Annotated in this window: 11 protein-coding genes; all 11 read left to right on the plus strand. The window is 42.2% G+C overall.

The window, feature by feature from the left end; all coding sequences use genetic code 11:
• Position 1: 1 nt before the first annotated feature.
• The 11 genes from fdx to hisS all read left to right on the plus strand — a co-directional run bounded on the left by fdx (position 2) and on the right by hisS (position 16,334).
• On the plus strand, positions 2 to 337 hold the full coding sequence (fdx, locus tag M998_RS17540; RefSeq protein ID WP_068445247.1) for an ISC system 2Fe-2S type ferredoxin: 336 nt from the start codon (positions 2 to 4) through the stop codon (positions 335 to 337).
• A gap of 36 nt (positions 338 to 373) precedes the next feature.
• Entirely contained in the window at positions 374 to 574 is a 201-nt protein-coding gene (iscX, locus tag M998_RS17545; RefSeq protein WP_068910073.1) for a Fe-S cluster assembly protein IscX, read from the plus strand.
• Between the two features lie 171 nt (positions 575 to 745).
• The gene (gene pepB / locus M998_RS17550) at positions 746 to 2,041 is read left to right on the plus strand and encodes an aminopeptidase PepB (RefSeq protein WP_068910075.1); all 1,296 of its coding nucleotides are present in this window, start codon (positions 746 to 748) and stop codon (positions 2,039 to 2,041) included.
• Positions 2,042 to 2,157: 116 nt separating this feature from the next.
• Entirely contained in the window at positions 2,158 to 2,610 is a 453-nt protein-coding gene (locus M998_RS17555) for an enhanced serine sensitivity protein SseB C-terminal domain-containing protein (RefSeq protein WP_068910076.1), read from the plus strand.
• Between the two features lie 299 nt (positions 2,611 to 2,909).
• Complete coding sequence (locus M998_RS17560) at positions 2,910 to 7,949, plus strand: alpha-2-macroglobulin family protein (protein WP_068910078.1); 5,040 nt, start codon at positions 2,910 to 2,912, stop codon at positions 7,947 to 7,949.
• A gap of 100 nt (positions 7,950 to 8,049) precedes the next feature.
• A complete protein-coding gene (pbpC, locus tag M998_RS17565) occupies positions 8,050 to 10,371 on the plus strand; it encodes a peptidoglycan glycosyltransferase PbpC (RefSeq protein WP_068910079.1) in 2,322 nt (773 codons plus the stop codon).
• A gap of 236 nt (positions 10,372 to 10,607) precedes the next feature.
• Positions 10,608 to 11,033 (plus strand): nucleoside-diphosphate kinase, encoded by a 426-nt coding sequence (gene ndk / locus M998_RS17570; RefSeq protein WP_068445237.1) that lies wholly within the window; start codon positions 10,608 to 10,610, stop codon positions 11,031 to 11,033.
• Positions 11,034 to 11,253: 220 nt separating this feature from the next.
• The gene (rlmN, locus tag M998_RS17575; RefSeq protein WP_473086662.1) at positions 11,254 to 12,426 is read left to right on the plus strand and encodes a dual-specificity RNA methyltransferase RlmN; all 1,173 of its coding nucleotides are present in this window, start codon (positions 11,254 to 11,256) and stop codon (positions 12,424 to 12,426) included.
• A gap of 205 nt (positions 12,427 to 12,631) precedes the next feature.
• Positions 12,632 to 13,570: a cytoskeleton protein RodZ gene (gene rodZ, locus M998_RS17580; RefSeq protein WP_068910081.1), complete on the plus strand. Its 939-nt coding sequence runs from the start codon at positions 12,632 to 12,634 to the stop codon at positions 13,568 to 13,570.
• A gap of 165 nt (positions 13,571 to 13,735) precedes the next feature.
• Positions 13,736 to 14,857, plus strand: coding sequence for a flavodoxin-dependent (E)-4-hydroxy-3-methylbut-2-enyl-diphosphate synthase (gene ispG / locus M998_RS17585; protein ID WP_068910083.1), 1,122 nt, complete (start codon positions 13,736 to 13,738; stop codon positions 14,855 to 14,857).
• A 199-nt stretch (positions 14,858 to 15,056) separates the two neighbouring features.
• Positions 15,057 to 16,334: a histidine--tRNA ligase gene (hisS, locus tag M998_RS17590; RefSeq protein WP_068445229.1), complete on the plus strand. Its 1,278-nt coding sequence runs from the start codon at positions 15,057 to 15,059 to the stop codon at positions 16,332 to 16,334.
• Position 16,335 lies beyond the last annotated feature (1 nt).

Below are 16,335 nucleotides of genomic sequence, written 5' to 3' on the forward strand. Positions count from 1 at the left end.
TATGCCTAAAATAGTTTTTTTACCTCATAGTCATCTATGCCCAGACGGTGCTGTTGTTGAAGCACAAGAAGGGGAGTCGATTTTAAATGTTGCACTACGCAGTGGAATTGAAATCGAGCATGCATGTGAAAAATCATGTGCCTGCACAACTTGCCATTGTATTGTGCGAGAAGGGTTTGATTCGCTAGAAGAAAGTACGGAATTAGAAGATGACATGCTGGATAAAGCCTGGGGTCTTGAACCCGAGAGCCGGTTAAGTTGCCAAGCGGTTGTCACAGATGAAGATCTGGTTATCGAAATTCCAAAATATACGATTAATCATGCTCGCGAACACTAAGCGCTTCGCTATCTTGTGGATAGGAAGGGGATAAATATGAGCTTAAAATGGTCTAACAGCCGTGAAATCGGTGAAGCGTTATATGATGCGTTTCCTGATGTCGATCCTAAAACCGTGCGTTTTACCGATATGCACCAATGGATTTGTGATTTAGAAGAATTTGACGATGACCCGAAAAAATCCAACGAAAAGATTTTAGAAGCGATTTTATTGGTTTGGTTGGATGAGTTTGAATAGCAATCAAGAATAATATAGGCCGGGCTACTGTTAAAACAGAGTCCGGTTTTTTATTGGATATCAGCACTATATTGATACCTTTGGTGTTATTTATCAGTTAAGGTATTAGCATCTGCCGACAGAAACATGGGCTTTTGACTGTTGGTAAAAATAGACAAAGTGAGAGAAATAATGACAAAACAAATTATGCCAGTAATGATTTCTTGTGAGCCAGCAGCACCTTGTTGGGGTGAAGGCGCATTATTAAGCTCTGGCGAACAAGGCATGACTATCCACCTAAAACATCCGGGCAAATTGTGTGCAGTACAAAGTGCAGGCCGTAAAATTGATGGTCAAGGTATTCGCAATGTCGCGCTGGCCGGTGAAGGTTGGGACTTAGAAAAAAGCTGGGCATTTTGGCAAGGCTTTCGTGCACCGAAAGGCGCTAGAACCATTGAATGGCCTGTTTTACCAGAAGAACAACGTAAAGAATTAGAAAACCGTATCCGTACTATTGATTGGGTTCGGGACGTGATTAATGCGCCAGCAGAAGAAATTGGCCCAGAGCAATTAGCGAAAAGAGCGATTGATTTATTGTGTACCGTGGGTGCTGAAGATATCAGCTACCGTATTATTAAAGGCGATGATCTTGCAGAACAAGGTTATGCAGGTATTCATGCAGTGGGTCGTGGTTCTAGCCGTCCCCCCGTCTTCCTTGCGATAGATTATAATCCAGGGGCTAACCCAAACGCACCGGCATTTGCTTGCTTAGTGGGTAAAGGGATTACTTTTGATTCAGGTGGTTACAGCATTAAGCCATCTTCATCAATGAATTCAATGAAAGCAGATATGGGTGGCGCTGCTACATTGGCAGGCTCATTAGCACTTGCTATTACGCGTGGTCTGCAAAAACGTGTGAAAATGTTCCTGTGTATGGCTGACAACATGGTGAGCAGTAATGCATTTAAATTAGGCGATATTATTCGTTACCGTAATGGTAAGTCGGTCGAAATTATGAATACCGATGCAGAAGGTCGTTTAGTGCTGGCAGATGGTTTGATTGATGCGAGCAAAGAGAAACCGACACTGATTATTGATGCAGCAACATTAACGGGTGCGGCGAAAACGGCGGTAGGGGGGGATTATCATTCAGTATTGAGCTATGACGATAAATTAGTCTCTGAATTAATGGCTTCTTCAGATGCAGAATATGAATTGTTCTGGCGTCTGCCTTTAGCCGAATTCCATCGCCAACAATTACCATCAGGTTTTGCGGATTTAAATAATATTGCTGCGCCATCTCATACCGCAGGTGCAAGTACAGCCGCCGCATTCCTATCATATTTTGTTGAAAACTATCGCCAAAATTGGGTACATATTGACTGTTCAGCTACTTACCGTAAATCGCCAGTTAGTCTTTGGGCTGAAGGTGCAACCGGTATTGGTGTGAGAACTATCGCCAATTTATTGGTTAATAAAGCAAAATAATTTATTTTTATTTGCAATCAAGGCACGGAAAATTGACTTTTCGTGCCTCTTTTTTACCTGAGATAAATTAAGGGTATAATAAGCCGATACGTTTTTAACTATGTAGGGGATAGGTAATGTCGCAGCAGTCGAATAATAAAAAACCAGATTCAGAAAGTAACGTAGAATATTCCGAGCTAACTGTGCCAGAAGGTTCAGCATTTAAATTAAGTGTGTTAGATGAGGAGCCAAAAGAATTAACGTCAGCACTGAGTGAATTCTTTAAGCAACACAAAGTGCTTCGACGTGCCTTTATTGTTTCGGCGGTGGAGGAGGATGAAGGGGAAGAAAGCACGATATTAATGGTAGCGCTAGAATTTGTTGCAGGCGCAGAAAATATTGAATCGATTATCCATGAGGCAGGAACTTTGGCTTGTGAATATTTAGATGATGAAGAATCTATTGATTTTTGCTTAGTTAATGAAGAAGAAAAAGGGGTGAGTCATTTCATTACTCAGCATGTTGCCCCATTCTATCAGCGTCGCTTAGGCAGTTTTTTACGTGACACGATCCCAATAAAAAATACCTAATGATATGGGCCATCGTTAAAGTTGTCTGTTTAGTGGGGAAATATGTTTTCCCACTCGCAAATGAAATATTGCTAATTAATTAAACTGATATTCGACTTTCTATTTATAAAAAATCCCACTTTAATTCTCTTTTTGCCAACCTTTCTTTTTTCCGTTTTGTCTGATAGGTGTTTTTATTCCATTCTGTTAAATTATGTAACATTGGTAATTACGTATATTGATATTTCCTTAAAGGTTCAAACTGCCGGTTTGAGCTGAACGAACATAATAATTTTAACTAATTAAAGGATGGGACGGTAATGAATCAACAATCAAGTTGGGCTTCATTGGCGGGTCTAAGAACTAAAAAGCGTTATATTGCATTAGCCTTAGCGTCTGTTCTAGCGCTAGCAGGTTGTGATAATACAGAAGAGACAACCGAAAAAGAGACCAAAGTCACCTCGACAACTGCTGAAAATCAAACCAAAACAGCGCCTATTGCAGAACAAAAGAAAGCAGTACCTAAGCTTTCCACTGAAGAAATGGTGAAAAAATACGCAGGGAAAGATCTCGAAATTTTGGATGCTTCTGAGCTGCAACTTGATGGCGCAAGTGCCATGGTGGTTACATTCTCTGTTCCAATTGAACCTAATCAAAATTTTGGTCAATTTTTAAATTTGGTTGATGTGAAATCAGGCAAGCTGGACGGTGATTGGGAGCTTTCTGATAATCAACTGGAACTGCGCTTTCGCCACTTACCTCCATCAAAAGAATTAAATTTATCGGTCACGCCGGGTATTAAGGCTGTGAATGAACGTACCATCGCGGCAAGTTTTGATAAAAAATTCCAAACAGCACAAATTATTCCAACAGTCGGTTTTGCGAGTAAAGGCTCTTTGCTGCCAAGCAAGGTAGCGCAAGGCTTGCCGGTTATCGCCCTCAATGTAGACAAGGTGGATGTAAATTTCTTCCGTGTTGATGAAAAACAGCTTCCGCAATTTTTAGCCACTTGGCAATACCGTAGTAATTACGAATATTGGTATTCCGAAGAGTTTCTCGACAAAGTTGAACTGGCCTATACCGGGCGTTTTGACCTGAACCCAGATAAAAACACTCGCCAAACGGTGCTATTACCCCTTAAAGACATTAAAGAATTACAACAAGATGGCGTCTATTTAGCCATTATGGAAAAGGCGGGTAGCTACAGTTATCAATTCCCTGCAACCGTATTTACCCTCAGTGATATCGGGGTTTCATTACACAGCTATCAAGACCGAGTCGATATTTTCACGCAATCATTGGCGAAAGGTTCGGCGATTAAAGGGGTTGAGCTGCGTATTCTCGATGAGAAAGGGCAATTGGTCACTAAAGGCACAACCGATGGCGATGGTCATGCACAACTGGATAAATTAGCGGGTGGAAAATTATTACTGGCAACCCATGAAGGGCAAACCAGTATGATTGACCTCACGCAGCCCGCACTCGATTTATCCGAATTTGATATTTCAGGCCCTGCAGGTTTTGCAAAACAGTTCTTTGTCTTTGGCCCTCGCGACCTTTATCGACCAGGTGAATTATTATTGGTAAATGGTTTGCTGCGTGATGGTGATGGTAATCCCGTTAAAACTCAGCCCGTTAAAGTGGATGTATTAAAAACAGATGGGCAGGTGGTTAGAAGTTTTGTTTGGCAACCGCAAGAAAATCAAGATGGTTTATATCAATATCAATTTGAAATTCCTAAAAATGCCGAAACCGGTGGTTGGTCACTGCGTTTTGATTTAGGAGATGGCTCGCCGCAACGTTACTACAAGTTTAATGTTGAAGATTTCATGCCTGAGCGCATGGCGTTGGATATTACCTCTAGCGACAAACCTATTTTAAATACCGAATCCGTTGATTTCGATATTAAAGGTCGCTACTTATACGGTGCACCAGCGGCAAGTAATGAATTGCAAGGCCAAGTCTTGCTTAAGGCTAACCGTGAAGCGGTGGCTAAATTACCGGGTTTTGAATTTGGCTTAGTCAGTGAAGAAGGTTTACCACGTAAACTGGATGAATTTGATTTAACGCTGAATGATAATGGCGAAACGGTGATTTCATTGCCTAAAAGCAATTGGGAATCAACGCGCTCACCTATTTCTGCTGTACTGCAAGCCAGTCTTTTAGAGGCAGGTGGTCGTCCGGTCACGCGTCGTGCTGAACAAGCTATTTGGCCAGCCGATAAACTGGTGGGTATTCGCCCATTATTTGCCAAAAAAGAAATGTATGACTACCGCACAGACCGTTATGTGAAACGTCATAATGTGGATTCAAATTCATTAGCTGAATTCGAATTGGTCATGGCGGATGCAGCCGGTAATAAATTAGCGGCTGAAAATTTAACTGCGCGCTTAGTGTACGAGCGTCGAGACTACTATTGGAGTTGGTCTGAAAGCAGTGGTTGGTCATCAAACTATGATCAAAAAGATTTGGTTATGGCAAATGAAAATATTGCCATTGCTAAAGACGGTACGGCAAAAATTTCTTTCCCTGTGGATTGGGGCTCATTTCGTTTAGAAGTTTTAAACCCAGAAAATCAATTAGTCACCAGTATTCAGTTCTGGGCGGGATACTCATGGCAAGATAATACTGGCGGGAGCGGATCTGTTCGCCCTGATCAAGTCAAATTAAGCTTGAACAAACCGGCTTATTTACCGGGTGAAAAAGCAAAAGTACATATCGAATCACCGAAAGCAGGTAAAGGTTATATTCTGCTGGAGTCAAGTAATGGGCCGTTATGGTGGCAGGAAATTGATGTGCCTGAAAAAGGCTTAGATGTTGAAATTCCTGTTAATAAAGAGTGGGCTCGGCATGATTTATATCTCTCTACAGTGGTTGTGCGACCGGGGGATGATTCAAAAGAAGCGATAGTAAAACGTGCGGTAGGGGTGTTACATCTGCCAATAGCGGATGAAAACCGTAAAATTGCTTTGGCATTAACCTCACCAAACAAAATGCGTCCAAACCAAGACCTGACTGTGAAAATTAAGGCGACTTCACAAGAGGGTAAACCATTACCTGAAAAAGTGAATGTATTACTTTCTGCGGTCGATACTGGTGTATTGAATATCACTGATTTTAAAACCCCGGATCCGTATGATGCCTTTTTTGGTCGTAAACGTTATAGCGTTGACCAATATGATGTTTATGGGCATTTGATTGAAGGGCAAGGCAAGATAGCCAATTTACGTTTTGGTGGTGATAGTGAAGATGCCGCATTAGAACGTGGCGGGATGAAGCCACTGACTGAAGTACAAATCATTGCGCAGCAAGCACAGCCAGTGACTTTAGATAAAAATGGTGAAGGCGAAATCACCTTAGCAATTCCTGATTTTAATGGTGAATTGCGTTTGATGGCACAAGCTTGGAATGAAAAAGACTTTGGTCATGCAGACAGTAAAGTGGTTGTTGCAGCACCGTTAGTGACTCAAATGTCAATGCCACGCTTTATGGCGGGGGGGGATAAGTCCTATTTTGCCCTTGATCTGACCAACATGACCGACAATACGCAAAATGTAACCGTTAACTTTAAAGCGACAGGCATGGTCAAACTTGATGGTGTGACGAGTCGTGAAGTTGAGCTACAAAAAGGTAAACGTACAACCTTAACTCTACCGGTTAAAGCAGATTATGGCTTTGGTGAAGGAGAGGTATCGATGACCATTAACGGCGTACAAGTTAAAGGTGAAGTGGAAAAAGAGTACAATAACAGTTGGAAAGTCGGGGTTCGTCCTGCTCAACCTGCTGAAACAATCTCTTTTGCTACCGCAATTGAGCCGGGAACATCATGGTCACTACCTGTTAACCAAATTGCGGGATTGCAGCCGGATACGATAGAAGGCCAAGTACTATTAACCAGCCGTCCGCCATTGCAAATTTCGCGTTATATCAGAGAATTATTTGCTTATCCATACGGCTGTCTTGAGCAAACGATCAGTGGATTATATCCATCCCTATTCTCAACCCAAGCAGAGTTGAAAAAACTTGGGATTAACACGCAAACAGATGCAGATCGTCATAAAGCTATCGAAGTGGGGATCCCGCACTTATTAAGTATGCAACGTGGGGATGGTGGTTTCTCTTTATGGGATAGAAATGGTCGTGAAGAGTTCTGGTTAACCGCTTATGCCGCTGATTTCTTGAATAAAGCCAATCAGCGAGGCTTTACGGTTCCACAAGATGCAATCAATAATGCCAATACGCGCTTACTGAGTTACTTGCAAGATGCTAACCAAATTAATTATCCGTATACGGATAACCAAGCCGGGGCGCGTTTTGCGACACAAGCTTATGCAGGTTTGGTCTTAGCAACACAACAAAAAGCACCATTAGGCGCACTGCGTCAGCTTTATGGTCAAAGCAGTAATGCCACCAGTGGTTTACCGTTAGTGCAATTAGGCGTCGCACTTAATTTGATGGGCGATAAAGCACGTGGTGAAAGTGCCATTATTGATGGCATGAAAAAACAACGTGGGCGTTATAGCTATGTGGGTGATTACGGCTCAATTATTCGTGATGATGCCATGATTGTGGCATTACTCAACGAATACAATTTGATGCCGAAATCTCGCGATCAAAAACTGCAAACATTATCGAATAACCTAACGTCGCAGCGTTATTTCTCAACACAGGAAAGCAACGCCCTTTATTTAGCGGGTCGCTATTATGTTAATGAGACAGAAGAACCATGGAAAGCGTTAATCAATGGTCAAGAGCCGCCAATGGTTTCTGATAAACCTATCAGCGAATTTTTAACCAAAGCGCAAATCCAAAATGGTTATAGTATCGAAAATAGTGGCACAAATACCTTGTATACACGCTTAAACGTTGTCGGTTATCCGCAAAGTTCACCAAAACCGATGTCGAATGTATTAAGTGTCATGCGTAGTTACTATGATATGAAGGGTAACCCCATTACACTGGATAGATTAAGAAGCGGTGAAATGGTCGTGGTGAAGTTGGATGTCAATGCAACTCAAGCTGTTCCTGATGCACTGGTGGTTGATTTGTTACCAGCAGGTTTAGAGTTAGAAAATCAAAATCTGGCGAATAGCAGTGCAAACCTCAGTGAATCAGCACCTAATCTGCAAGAGATGATTGATGATATGCAGCAGTCACAAATTCGTCATATGGAATATCGTGATGATCGATTTGTTGCCGCTGTTGAAGTTCAGCAATATAAACCCACTACATTGGTTTACTTAGCACGAGCAGTGACACCGGGTGTGTATAGCATTCCTGTTCCTCAAGTGGAATCTATGTATGTTCCTGAATGGCGCTCAACGGGTTATTCAGAAGGTCAATTAGAAATCGTTAAATAGTTGTCTAATTAAGCCATTAAACCAAGAGAGGGAAAAGCCATGTTTTTCCCTCTTTTTTCGCAATCAAAGTCATGAATGATAACTCGCGGTATGTTTACGAATGAAAAAATGGTTACGTCGAACAGGGTGGTCACTGCTATTCCTAGCTGTATTTTTGCCGTTATTATTTTTAGCGGCAGATAAAATTTGGCCATTGCCAATTAAACAGGTAGAGATGGCTAGAACGGTTGTCGCGGCAGACGGGACCCCCCTTTGGCGTTTTGCTGATAAAGAAGGTATTTGGCGGTTCCCGGTTAAATTGGATGAGGTATCTCCTGAGTTTATTGAAGCCTTATTAACTTACGAAGACCGCCATTTTTATCGTCATCCGGGTGTTAACCCATTTTCCTTAGTGAGAGCAACAGGGCAGTTTATTCGCTCGGGGCGTATTGTCTCTGGGGGGAGTACCATTTCGATGCAGGTTGCTAGACTCGTCGATCCCCACAGTCGAACACTGGGGGGAAAATTAAAGCAATTATGGCGTACTGCACAACTTGAATATCATTATTCGAAAGATGAGATACTCGAGATGTATCTTAATCGAGCGCCTTATGGCGGAACCATTGAAGGGATCGGCGCGGCAAGTTGGGTTTACCTCAATAAGTCTCCCGCAAAATTGACGGCCAGTGAAGCGGCATTATTTGCTGTTTTACCCCAAGCACCAAGCCGTTTAAGACCCGACCGCTATCCAGAGCGTGCACAAGCAGCTCGCGATAAAGTATTAGATAGGCTGGTGGAATACCAAGTTTGGAGTGCGGAAAAAGTTGATGATATCAAGCAAGAGCAAATTTGGTTAGCGCCCCGTAAAAATCCACATTCAGCCCCTTTATTGGCACGTAGAGTGGTAAAAGAGAGTCAAGATTCGATTATTGAAACGACGATTGATGCCAGTTTGCAAAGTCAATTGGAAGATATGGCATTAAATTGGAAAAACCAGCTACCAAAGCAAACCTCTCTTGGCATATTGGTTGTTGATCATACCGATATGAGTGTAAAAGCCTATATTGGCTCAATTGATTTTCAAGATGATAGTCGATTTGGCCATGTGGATATGATCCATGCATGGCGCTCACCGGGGTCAACACTTAAACCGTTTTTATATGCTTTAGCGATGGATGATGGACTTATTCATGCTGAATCTTTGTTGCAAGATGTACCGAGACGATTTAATGACTATCGGCCCGGTAACTTCGACAGTGGATTTAATGGGCCTGTTAGTGTCAGTGATGCTTTAGTACGCTCACTTAATCTACCGGTGGTACAACTGCTGGACACCTACGGGAGTAAACGCTTTACCGCACAATTACGTAATGTTGGCACTGAGCTACGTTTCCCTGTGGGGAGTGAGCCCAATTTATCACTCATATTGGGAGGAACAGCAACGCGGATGGATGATTTGGTTTCTGCCTATAGTGCATTTGCGCGTCAAGGTAAGGTCTCGCCGTTGCGCTTTAAACCCACTGATATATTACGTGATAGAGCATTGATGTCTCCCGGCGCAGCATGGATTGTACGACGTATTATGGGGGGCGAAGCAAGACCGGCTCCTGATGCTAATTTATCGGGTCAAATTAACTTAGCATGGAAAACCGGCACAAGTTATGGCTATCGTGATGCATGGGCGATAGGGGTCAACCCGCGTTATACTATCGGTGTTTGGGTTGGTAGGCCGGATGCAACTCCAGTAGCGGGGCAGTTTGGTTTCGCCACCGCAATTCCCATTATGAATCAAATCAATAATCTGTTGCTAACACGAATTTATCAGTCTCACGAGCCATTACCCAAAGACACCAAACCCGCGAGTGTTAGTCAAGCGGTTATTTGCTGGCCGGGGGGGACCGCGTTATTAAAGGATGACAATAATTGTCGCCAGCGTCGCTTAAGTTGGATTTTGGATAATACGATCCCACCAACATTAATGGCGAGAGATCAAGAATCGTTACTGGGACTGAGACAAAAAATCTGGGTTAACGAACAAGGATTACAAGTTGCCGCTGACTGCCCAAATGCGCAGGAAAAAGAAGTTCACCTTTGGCCTATAACCGTTGAATCATGGCTGCCTTCGAGTGAGAAGCGTGAAAATAGATTGCCTAAAGCCGATACGGTTTGCCCACCATTAAAACTCGAAATGCCGCCATTATTGATTTCAGGGATCCGTGAAGGTGAAGTTCTTCAGCGCTTACCGGGAAAAACAGCATTAGATTTGCGATTAGTTACACAGGGGGGGCAAGGACAGAAATGGTGGTTCCTCAATGGTGAGCAAATCAGTGATACTGAGCAAAATGGCAGCATTTTATTGACTCTGGACAAGAGTGGCCGCTACCAAATTTCAGTTTTAGATTTGAGTGGACAAGTCACAGCGGTGAACTTTAGGGTTAAGTAGCAAACAAAAAGTGTGACTGAGTCAAAAAAATAGTTTTTTTTGCTATAAAAAGTTTAACAAAATGTTGATGTAACTGTAGGAAATTGTAATCGTAGCCCCTATAATCAACGCCTTATTTTTCTGATCGCTAAAATCAGAAATAGAAACACCATTAAAACTATAACAGACACCTATCTCCGGCTTCTTTAATAGGGAATAAACGAGTAAAGGTAAAGTTAATCGCTAAGAGGTTATTTATGACGGTTCAACGTACATTTTCAATTATTAAACCAAACGCAGTTAAGAAAAACGCAATTGGTGCAATTTATCACCGTTTCGAGAGCGCAGGCTTCTCAATCCTTGCGGCTAAAATGCTGCATTTGACTCGTGAACAAGCTGAAGGTTTTTACGCTGAACACAAAGGCCGTCCTTTCTTTGAAGGTCTGGTTGAATTTATGACGTCAGGCCCAATCATGCTGCAAGTCCTTGAAGGTGAAAATGCAGTTCAACGTCACCGCGACCTGATGGGTGCAACTAACCCAGACAACGCATTAGCGGGTACTTTACGTGCTGACTATGCAGACAGCTTCACTGAAAACGCCGTTCACGGTTCAGATTCTGAAGAATCTGCTGCACGTGAAATCGCGTATTTTTTCGCTGAAGATGAAGTTTGCCCACGCTAATCGACTTTTAATAATGCATTAGCATTATGATTATAAAGTTTGTACAATGCGATGCCCTGTTAGTATATTAATATTAACAGGGCTATTTTATACTCGTCGTACTTCAAGTTAATAACTGAATTATCCATAACTATTGTTTGTGATAAAAACATAGTTTTCTATTTTATGTCATGCTACTAGCATCGCCGAAAGTGTAACAACGAGGCACACAATGTCCGAAATGAATCAAAATGCACAATGTGCAACTTCTTCTGCTATTTCCGTCACGCCAGAAAATAATAATCAAAAAGTTAATCTACTGGATTTAAATCGTAAGCAAATGCGTGAATTTTTCGCCCAAATGGGGGAGAAACCCTTCAGAGCCGATCAGGTGATGAAATGGATTTACCACTATTGCTATGACGACTTTGATCAAATGACGGATATCAATAAAGTCCTCAGAACAAAGCTCAAAGAAATTGCAGAGATTCGAGCGCCAGAAGTATCAGAAGAACAGCGCTCATCAGATGGCACGATTAAGTGGGCGATTAGCGTTGGTGATCAACAGGTTGAAACGGTTTATATCCCTGAAGCGGATCGCGCAACTTTATGTGTATCATCCCAAGTTGGTTGTGCGCTGGAGTGCACATTTTGCTCAACGGCGCAGCAAGGTTTCAATCGTAATTTACGTGTATCTGAAATTATTGGTCAGGTATGGCGCGCCGCTAAAATTATAGGCTCGTTAAAATCGAGTGGTCGCCGCCCAATCACTAACGTCGTCATGATGGGAATGGGTGAACCTCTACTGAACTTAAACAACGTTGTTCCTGCAATGGAAATCATGTTGGATGACTTTGGTTTTGGGCTTTCTAAGCGCCGAGTGACGATTTCAACCTCGGGTGTAGTGCCTGCGTTAGATAAACTTGGTGATATGATCGATGTGGCATTAGCGATATCACTGCATGCACCCACAGATGATGTACGTGATGAACTTGTTCCTATCAATAAAAAATACAATATTGAAACTTTCCTTAATAGTGTTAATGGTTATTTAAGTAAATCGAATGCAAATGCAGGGCGTGTAACTGTTGAATATGTCATGCTTGACCACGTTAATGATAGTGTCGAGCAAGCACATCAGCTTGCCGAGTGTTTAAAAAACACACCAAGTAAAATTAATTTAATTCCATGGAATCCCTTCCCTGGCGCGCCATACGGCCGTAGTTCTAACAGTCGAATCGACCGTTTCTCTAAAGTGCTGATGGAATATGGTTTTACGACGATTGTGCGTAAGACTCGCGGCGATGATATTGACGCTGCTTGCGGGCAACTCGCTGGGGACGTGATCGATAGAACAAAACGCACCTTGAAAAAACGCCTTGCAGGGGAACCTATTCAAGTAAAAACAGTCTGATTAATTGATAATCTCAAATCAGTGAGTTAGGTTATAATTCGGGGCGTTTTATGGTTAGGCAAAACGCCTTTGTTCACCTACAATAGTGAGTAGCAGCAATAAGATAAATTTAATTGTTGCTTCAAAGCTATGATAAATTATGACGAATAAAGCAGAGCAATGTTTGCTTTATATTTCTTTAACTTGAAAATAGTGTTGCCAGCAAATGACTATCGAAAACAATACCGAGCAAGCCAATGTCACTGTAGGAAAAATATTATCTCAAGCACGAGAGCGCATGGGATTGACGCAAGAGGCGGTCGCTGAGCGACTTTGTCTCAAAGTTAGTACGGTAAAAGAGATAGAACAAGATATTCATCCAGCTGGTGTAGAGCCTACATTTTTACGTGGATATATACGTTTATATGCACGCATGGTCAGTGTACCTGAAAGCGAAATCCAAACTTTCTTAAAAACAGATCAGCCTCTACAACCTTCTAATGTTTCGCCAATGCAAAGTTATTCCCTTGGAAAAAAACGGAAAAAACGAGAAGGCTGGTTAATGAAGCTTACTTGGCTGATTGTTGTTGTCCTAATTGCAATGGTCGGTGTTTGGTGGTGGCAAGATTATAATGCGCAAAAAGATGAATTAAATACGATGGCAAGCCAGAGTGATTTAATTTTATCTCAGCAAGGTAATAATGCGAATTCCGTTGATTTATCGAATACAACAGAAAATACGCCGCCTTCAAGTAATGAGACTGCAAATGCTGCACCAGCTGCTCAGGCACAAGATCAGCTATTAAATATCGACGAGCCAGAAGCCCAACCTGTTAGAACTGTGCCGTTACCAAATGCACAGCCATCTTCAACGGCAATTAACAGAAGTGAATCAACTGATTCAAATGAAACTCCACCGGCAAGTGCAAGTGCGTTAGTCTTGAATTTTTCAGGCCAATGCTGGTTGGAAATTCGCGATGCGAATAATAAGATTTTATTTAGCGGCATGAAAAATAATGGCGATAAATTAGAATTAGATGGTGCGCTTCCTTACCGCTTAAACATTGGTGCGCCTGCGAATGTGGCTGTGCAGTTTCAAGGTAATGCGGTTGATTTAAGCCGTTTTATCAAAGCTAAACGTTCAGCAAAATTACAACTGCCATAAGCATCAGTGGCATAACGAATTAGTGGAAGCAAACTATATCCTAAACCTCATTTATGATAGTTTATAGTTTGCTTTCTTGTGTATAGTGGAATACGTAAAAAACAATGTACATACACTATACCAAGGTATTAAAGGGCACAGGGATGTCCGGAGAATTAAAGAAAAATGCATAACGAATCACCGATAATAAGACGTAAATCCACTCGTATTTATGTAGGTAACGTGCCTATTGGCGATGGCGCACCTATCGCTGTTCAATCAATGACTAATACCCTCACAACGGATGTCGATGCTACCGTTCGTCAGATTAAAGCGCTTGAGCGTGTTGGTGCTGATATTGTTCGCGTTTCTGTTCCAACAATGGATGCGGCTGAGGCATTTAAATTAATCAAACAGCAAGTGAATGTACCGCTGGTAGCAGACATCCATTTTGACTATCGTATCGCACTTAAAGTGGCAGAATATGGCGTCGATTGCCTACGCATTAATCCAGGTAATATCGGCAATGAAGAACGTATTCGCCAAGTTGTTGATTGCGCACGTCATTACAATATCCCTATCCGTATTGGGGTAAATGGCGGCTCGCTTGAAAAAGATATTCAAGAAAAATATGGTGAACCAACGCCAGAAGCATTAGTTGAATCTGCGATGCGCCATGTGGATATTCTGGATAGACTGAATTTTGACCAATTCAAAATCAGTGTAAAAGCCTCGGATGTTTTTTTAGCGGTCGGTTCTTATCGGCTTTTAGCCAAAAAAATCGATCAGCCTTTGCACCTTGGTATCACTGAAGCGGGTGGCGCACGTGCGGGCTCTGTAAAATCAGCAGTTGGCCTTGGTTTGTTACTGTCTGAGGGGATCGGTGATACGCTGCGTATCTCATTAGCGGCTGACCCAGTTGAAGAAATCAAAGTTGGTTTTGATATTTTAAAATCGTTGCGAATTCGCTCTCGTGGAATTAACTTTATTGCTTGTCCAACTTGTTCGCGCCAAGAGTTTGATGTTATTGGCACAGTGAATGCGTTAGAGCAACGTTTAGAAGATATTATCACGCCAATGGATATTTCTATTATTGGTTGTGTCGTTAATGGCCCTGGCGAAGCAGAAGTCTCAACATTGGGTGTGACGGGTGCTAGAGCGAAGAGCGGTTTCTACGAGGATGGTATTCGCCAAAAAGAGCGCTTTGATAATAATAATATTATCGATCAGCTTGAAGCCAAAATTCGTGCGAAAGCCGCGATGCTTGATGAAGATAATCGAATTAAAGTCAATCAATTAGAAAAATAATTGGACTAGTGGCGTAATTAAACGGTTAATCCGTGATTGATGATGTTAATAAGCATCAAACTTTTTTAAATTAGGCGTTGAAAGACTTAATTGGCAGAATAATCCCGATTACAGCGCCTAATTACAGTTTGTTGATTGAATCTGATAACATTTCGCTCTTATAATCGAACTAATGTAATTTTGAAAATAGAGAAATAAAGTGGGAAAAAATATCCAAGCCATTCGCGGAATGAATGATTACTTGCCGTCTGATACCAGAGTATGGCAAAAAATCGAAGCAACATTGAAAAACATTTTACAGGGTTATGGTTTTAGTGAAATTCGTACCCCGATTGTAGAGCAGACCCCGTTATTTCGCAGAGCTATTGGTGAAGTTACCGATGTTGTTGAAAAAGAAATGTATACCTTCAACGACCGTAACGATGAAAGCTTGACTTTGCGCCCAGAAAATACGGCGGGTTGTGTGCGTGCCGGTATTGAGCATGGTTTGCTGTACAATCAGGAACAGCGTTTATGGTATTTAGGCCCCATGTTCCGCTATGAACGCCCACAGAAAGGTCGTTACCGTCAATTTCACCAATTAGGTGCTGAAGTTTTTGGTTTAGCGGGTCCCGATATTGATGCTGAAGTTATTTTGATGACGGCACGTTGGTGGAAAGCCTTAGGGATTAGTGAGCATGTGACATTAGAACTGAATTCTATTGGTTCTTTGGACGCTCGTGCAAACTACCGTGATGCACTGGTGGCGTTCCTGGAACAGCATAAAGAGACGCTAGACGAAGACTGTAAACGTCGTATGTACACGAATCCGCTTCGGGTGCTCGATTCAAAAAATCAAGATGTTCAAGCGTTGTTAAATGACGCGCCTAAATTATTTGATTATCTGGATCAGGAATCGAGAGAGCATTTTGATGGCTTATGTAAGCTACTTGATATTGCTGGTATTCAATATCGTGTCAACCAGCGTTTAGTTCGCGGTTTAGATTACTACAATCGTACGGTGTTCGAATGGGTGACAACTGCATTAGGATCACAAGGTACAGTCTGTGCTGGTGGTCGTTATGATGGCCTGGTTGAGCAACTTGGTGGACGTGCAACACCCGCAGTGGGTTTTGCTATGGGCATGGAGCGTATGGTTCTACTGGTACAAGAGGTTAACCCTGAATTCACTGCTGATACTTCTGTTGCGGATGTTTACCTCGCTTCATTTGGCGAAAATAGCCAGCAAGCAGCGCTGTTAGTGGCAGAAAAAGTACGTGATGAATTACCAACGCTACGTTTAATGACTAATCACGGCGGCGGCAACTTCAAAAAACAGCTTGCAAGGGCTGACAAACAAGGCGCTAAAATCGCCCTGATTTTGGGTGAAGACGAGATTCAAAACAGCCAAGTGACTATTAAAGATTTGCGTACTGGGGCACAAGAAACTATTTCACAGCAACTAATGGCATCACGTTTAGCTGAGCTGTTAGGTTAAG

The sequence above is a fragment of the Providencia heimbachae ATCC 35613 genome, from assembly GCF_001655055.1.
In the GTDB taxonomy this organism is placed as follows: Bacteria; Pseudomonadota; Gammaproteobacteria; order Enterobacterales; family Enterobacteriaceae; genus Providencia; species Providencia heimbachae.

Bases quoted from the DNA above. Each gene is read 5' to 3' on its own strand.
- M998_RS17560 (WP_068910078.1), top strand. From the start codon at position 2,910: ATGAATCAACAATCAAGTTGGGCTTCATTGGCGGGTCTAAGAACTAAA.
- iscX (WP_068910073.1), top strand. From the start codon at position 374: ATGAGCTTAAAATGGTCTAACAGCCGTGAAATCGGTGAAGCGTTATAT.
- ispG (WP_068910083.1), top strand. From the start codon at position 13,736: ATGCATAACGAATCACCGATAATAAGACGTAAATCCACTCGTATTTAT.
- rlmN (WP_473086662.1), top strand. From the start codon at position 11,254: ATGAATCAAAATGCACAATGTGCAACTTCTTCTGCTATTTCCGTCACG.
- fdx (WP_068445247.1), top strand. From the start codon at position 2: ATGCCTAAAATAGTTTTTTTACCTCATAGTCATCTATGCCCAGACGGT.
- rodZ (WP_068910081.1), top strand. From the start codon at position 12,632: ATGACTATCGAAAACAATACCGAGCAAGCCAATGTCACTGTAGGAAAA.
- pbpC (WP_068910079.1), top strand. From the start codon at position 8,050: ATGAAAAAATGGTTACGTCGAACAGGGTGGTCACTGCTATTCCTAGCT.
- ndk (WP_068445237.1), top strand. From the start codon at position 10,608: ATGACGGTTCAACGTACATTTTCAATTATTAAACCAAACGCAGTTAAG.
- pepB (WP_068910075.1), top strand. From the start codon at position 746: ATGACAAAACAAATTATGCCAGTAATGATTTCTTGTGAGCCAGCAGCA.
- M998_RS17555 (WP_068910076.1), top strand. From the start codon at position 2,158: ATGTCGCAGCAGTCGAATAATAAAAAACCAGATTCAGAAAGTAACGTA.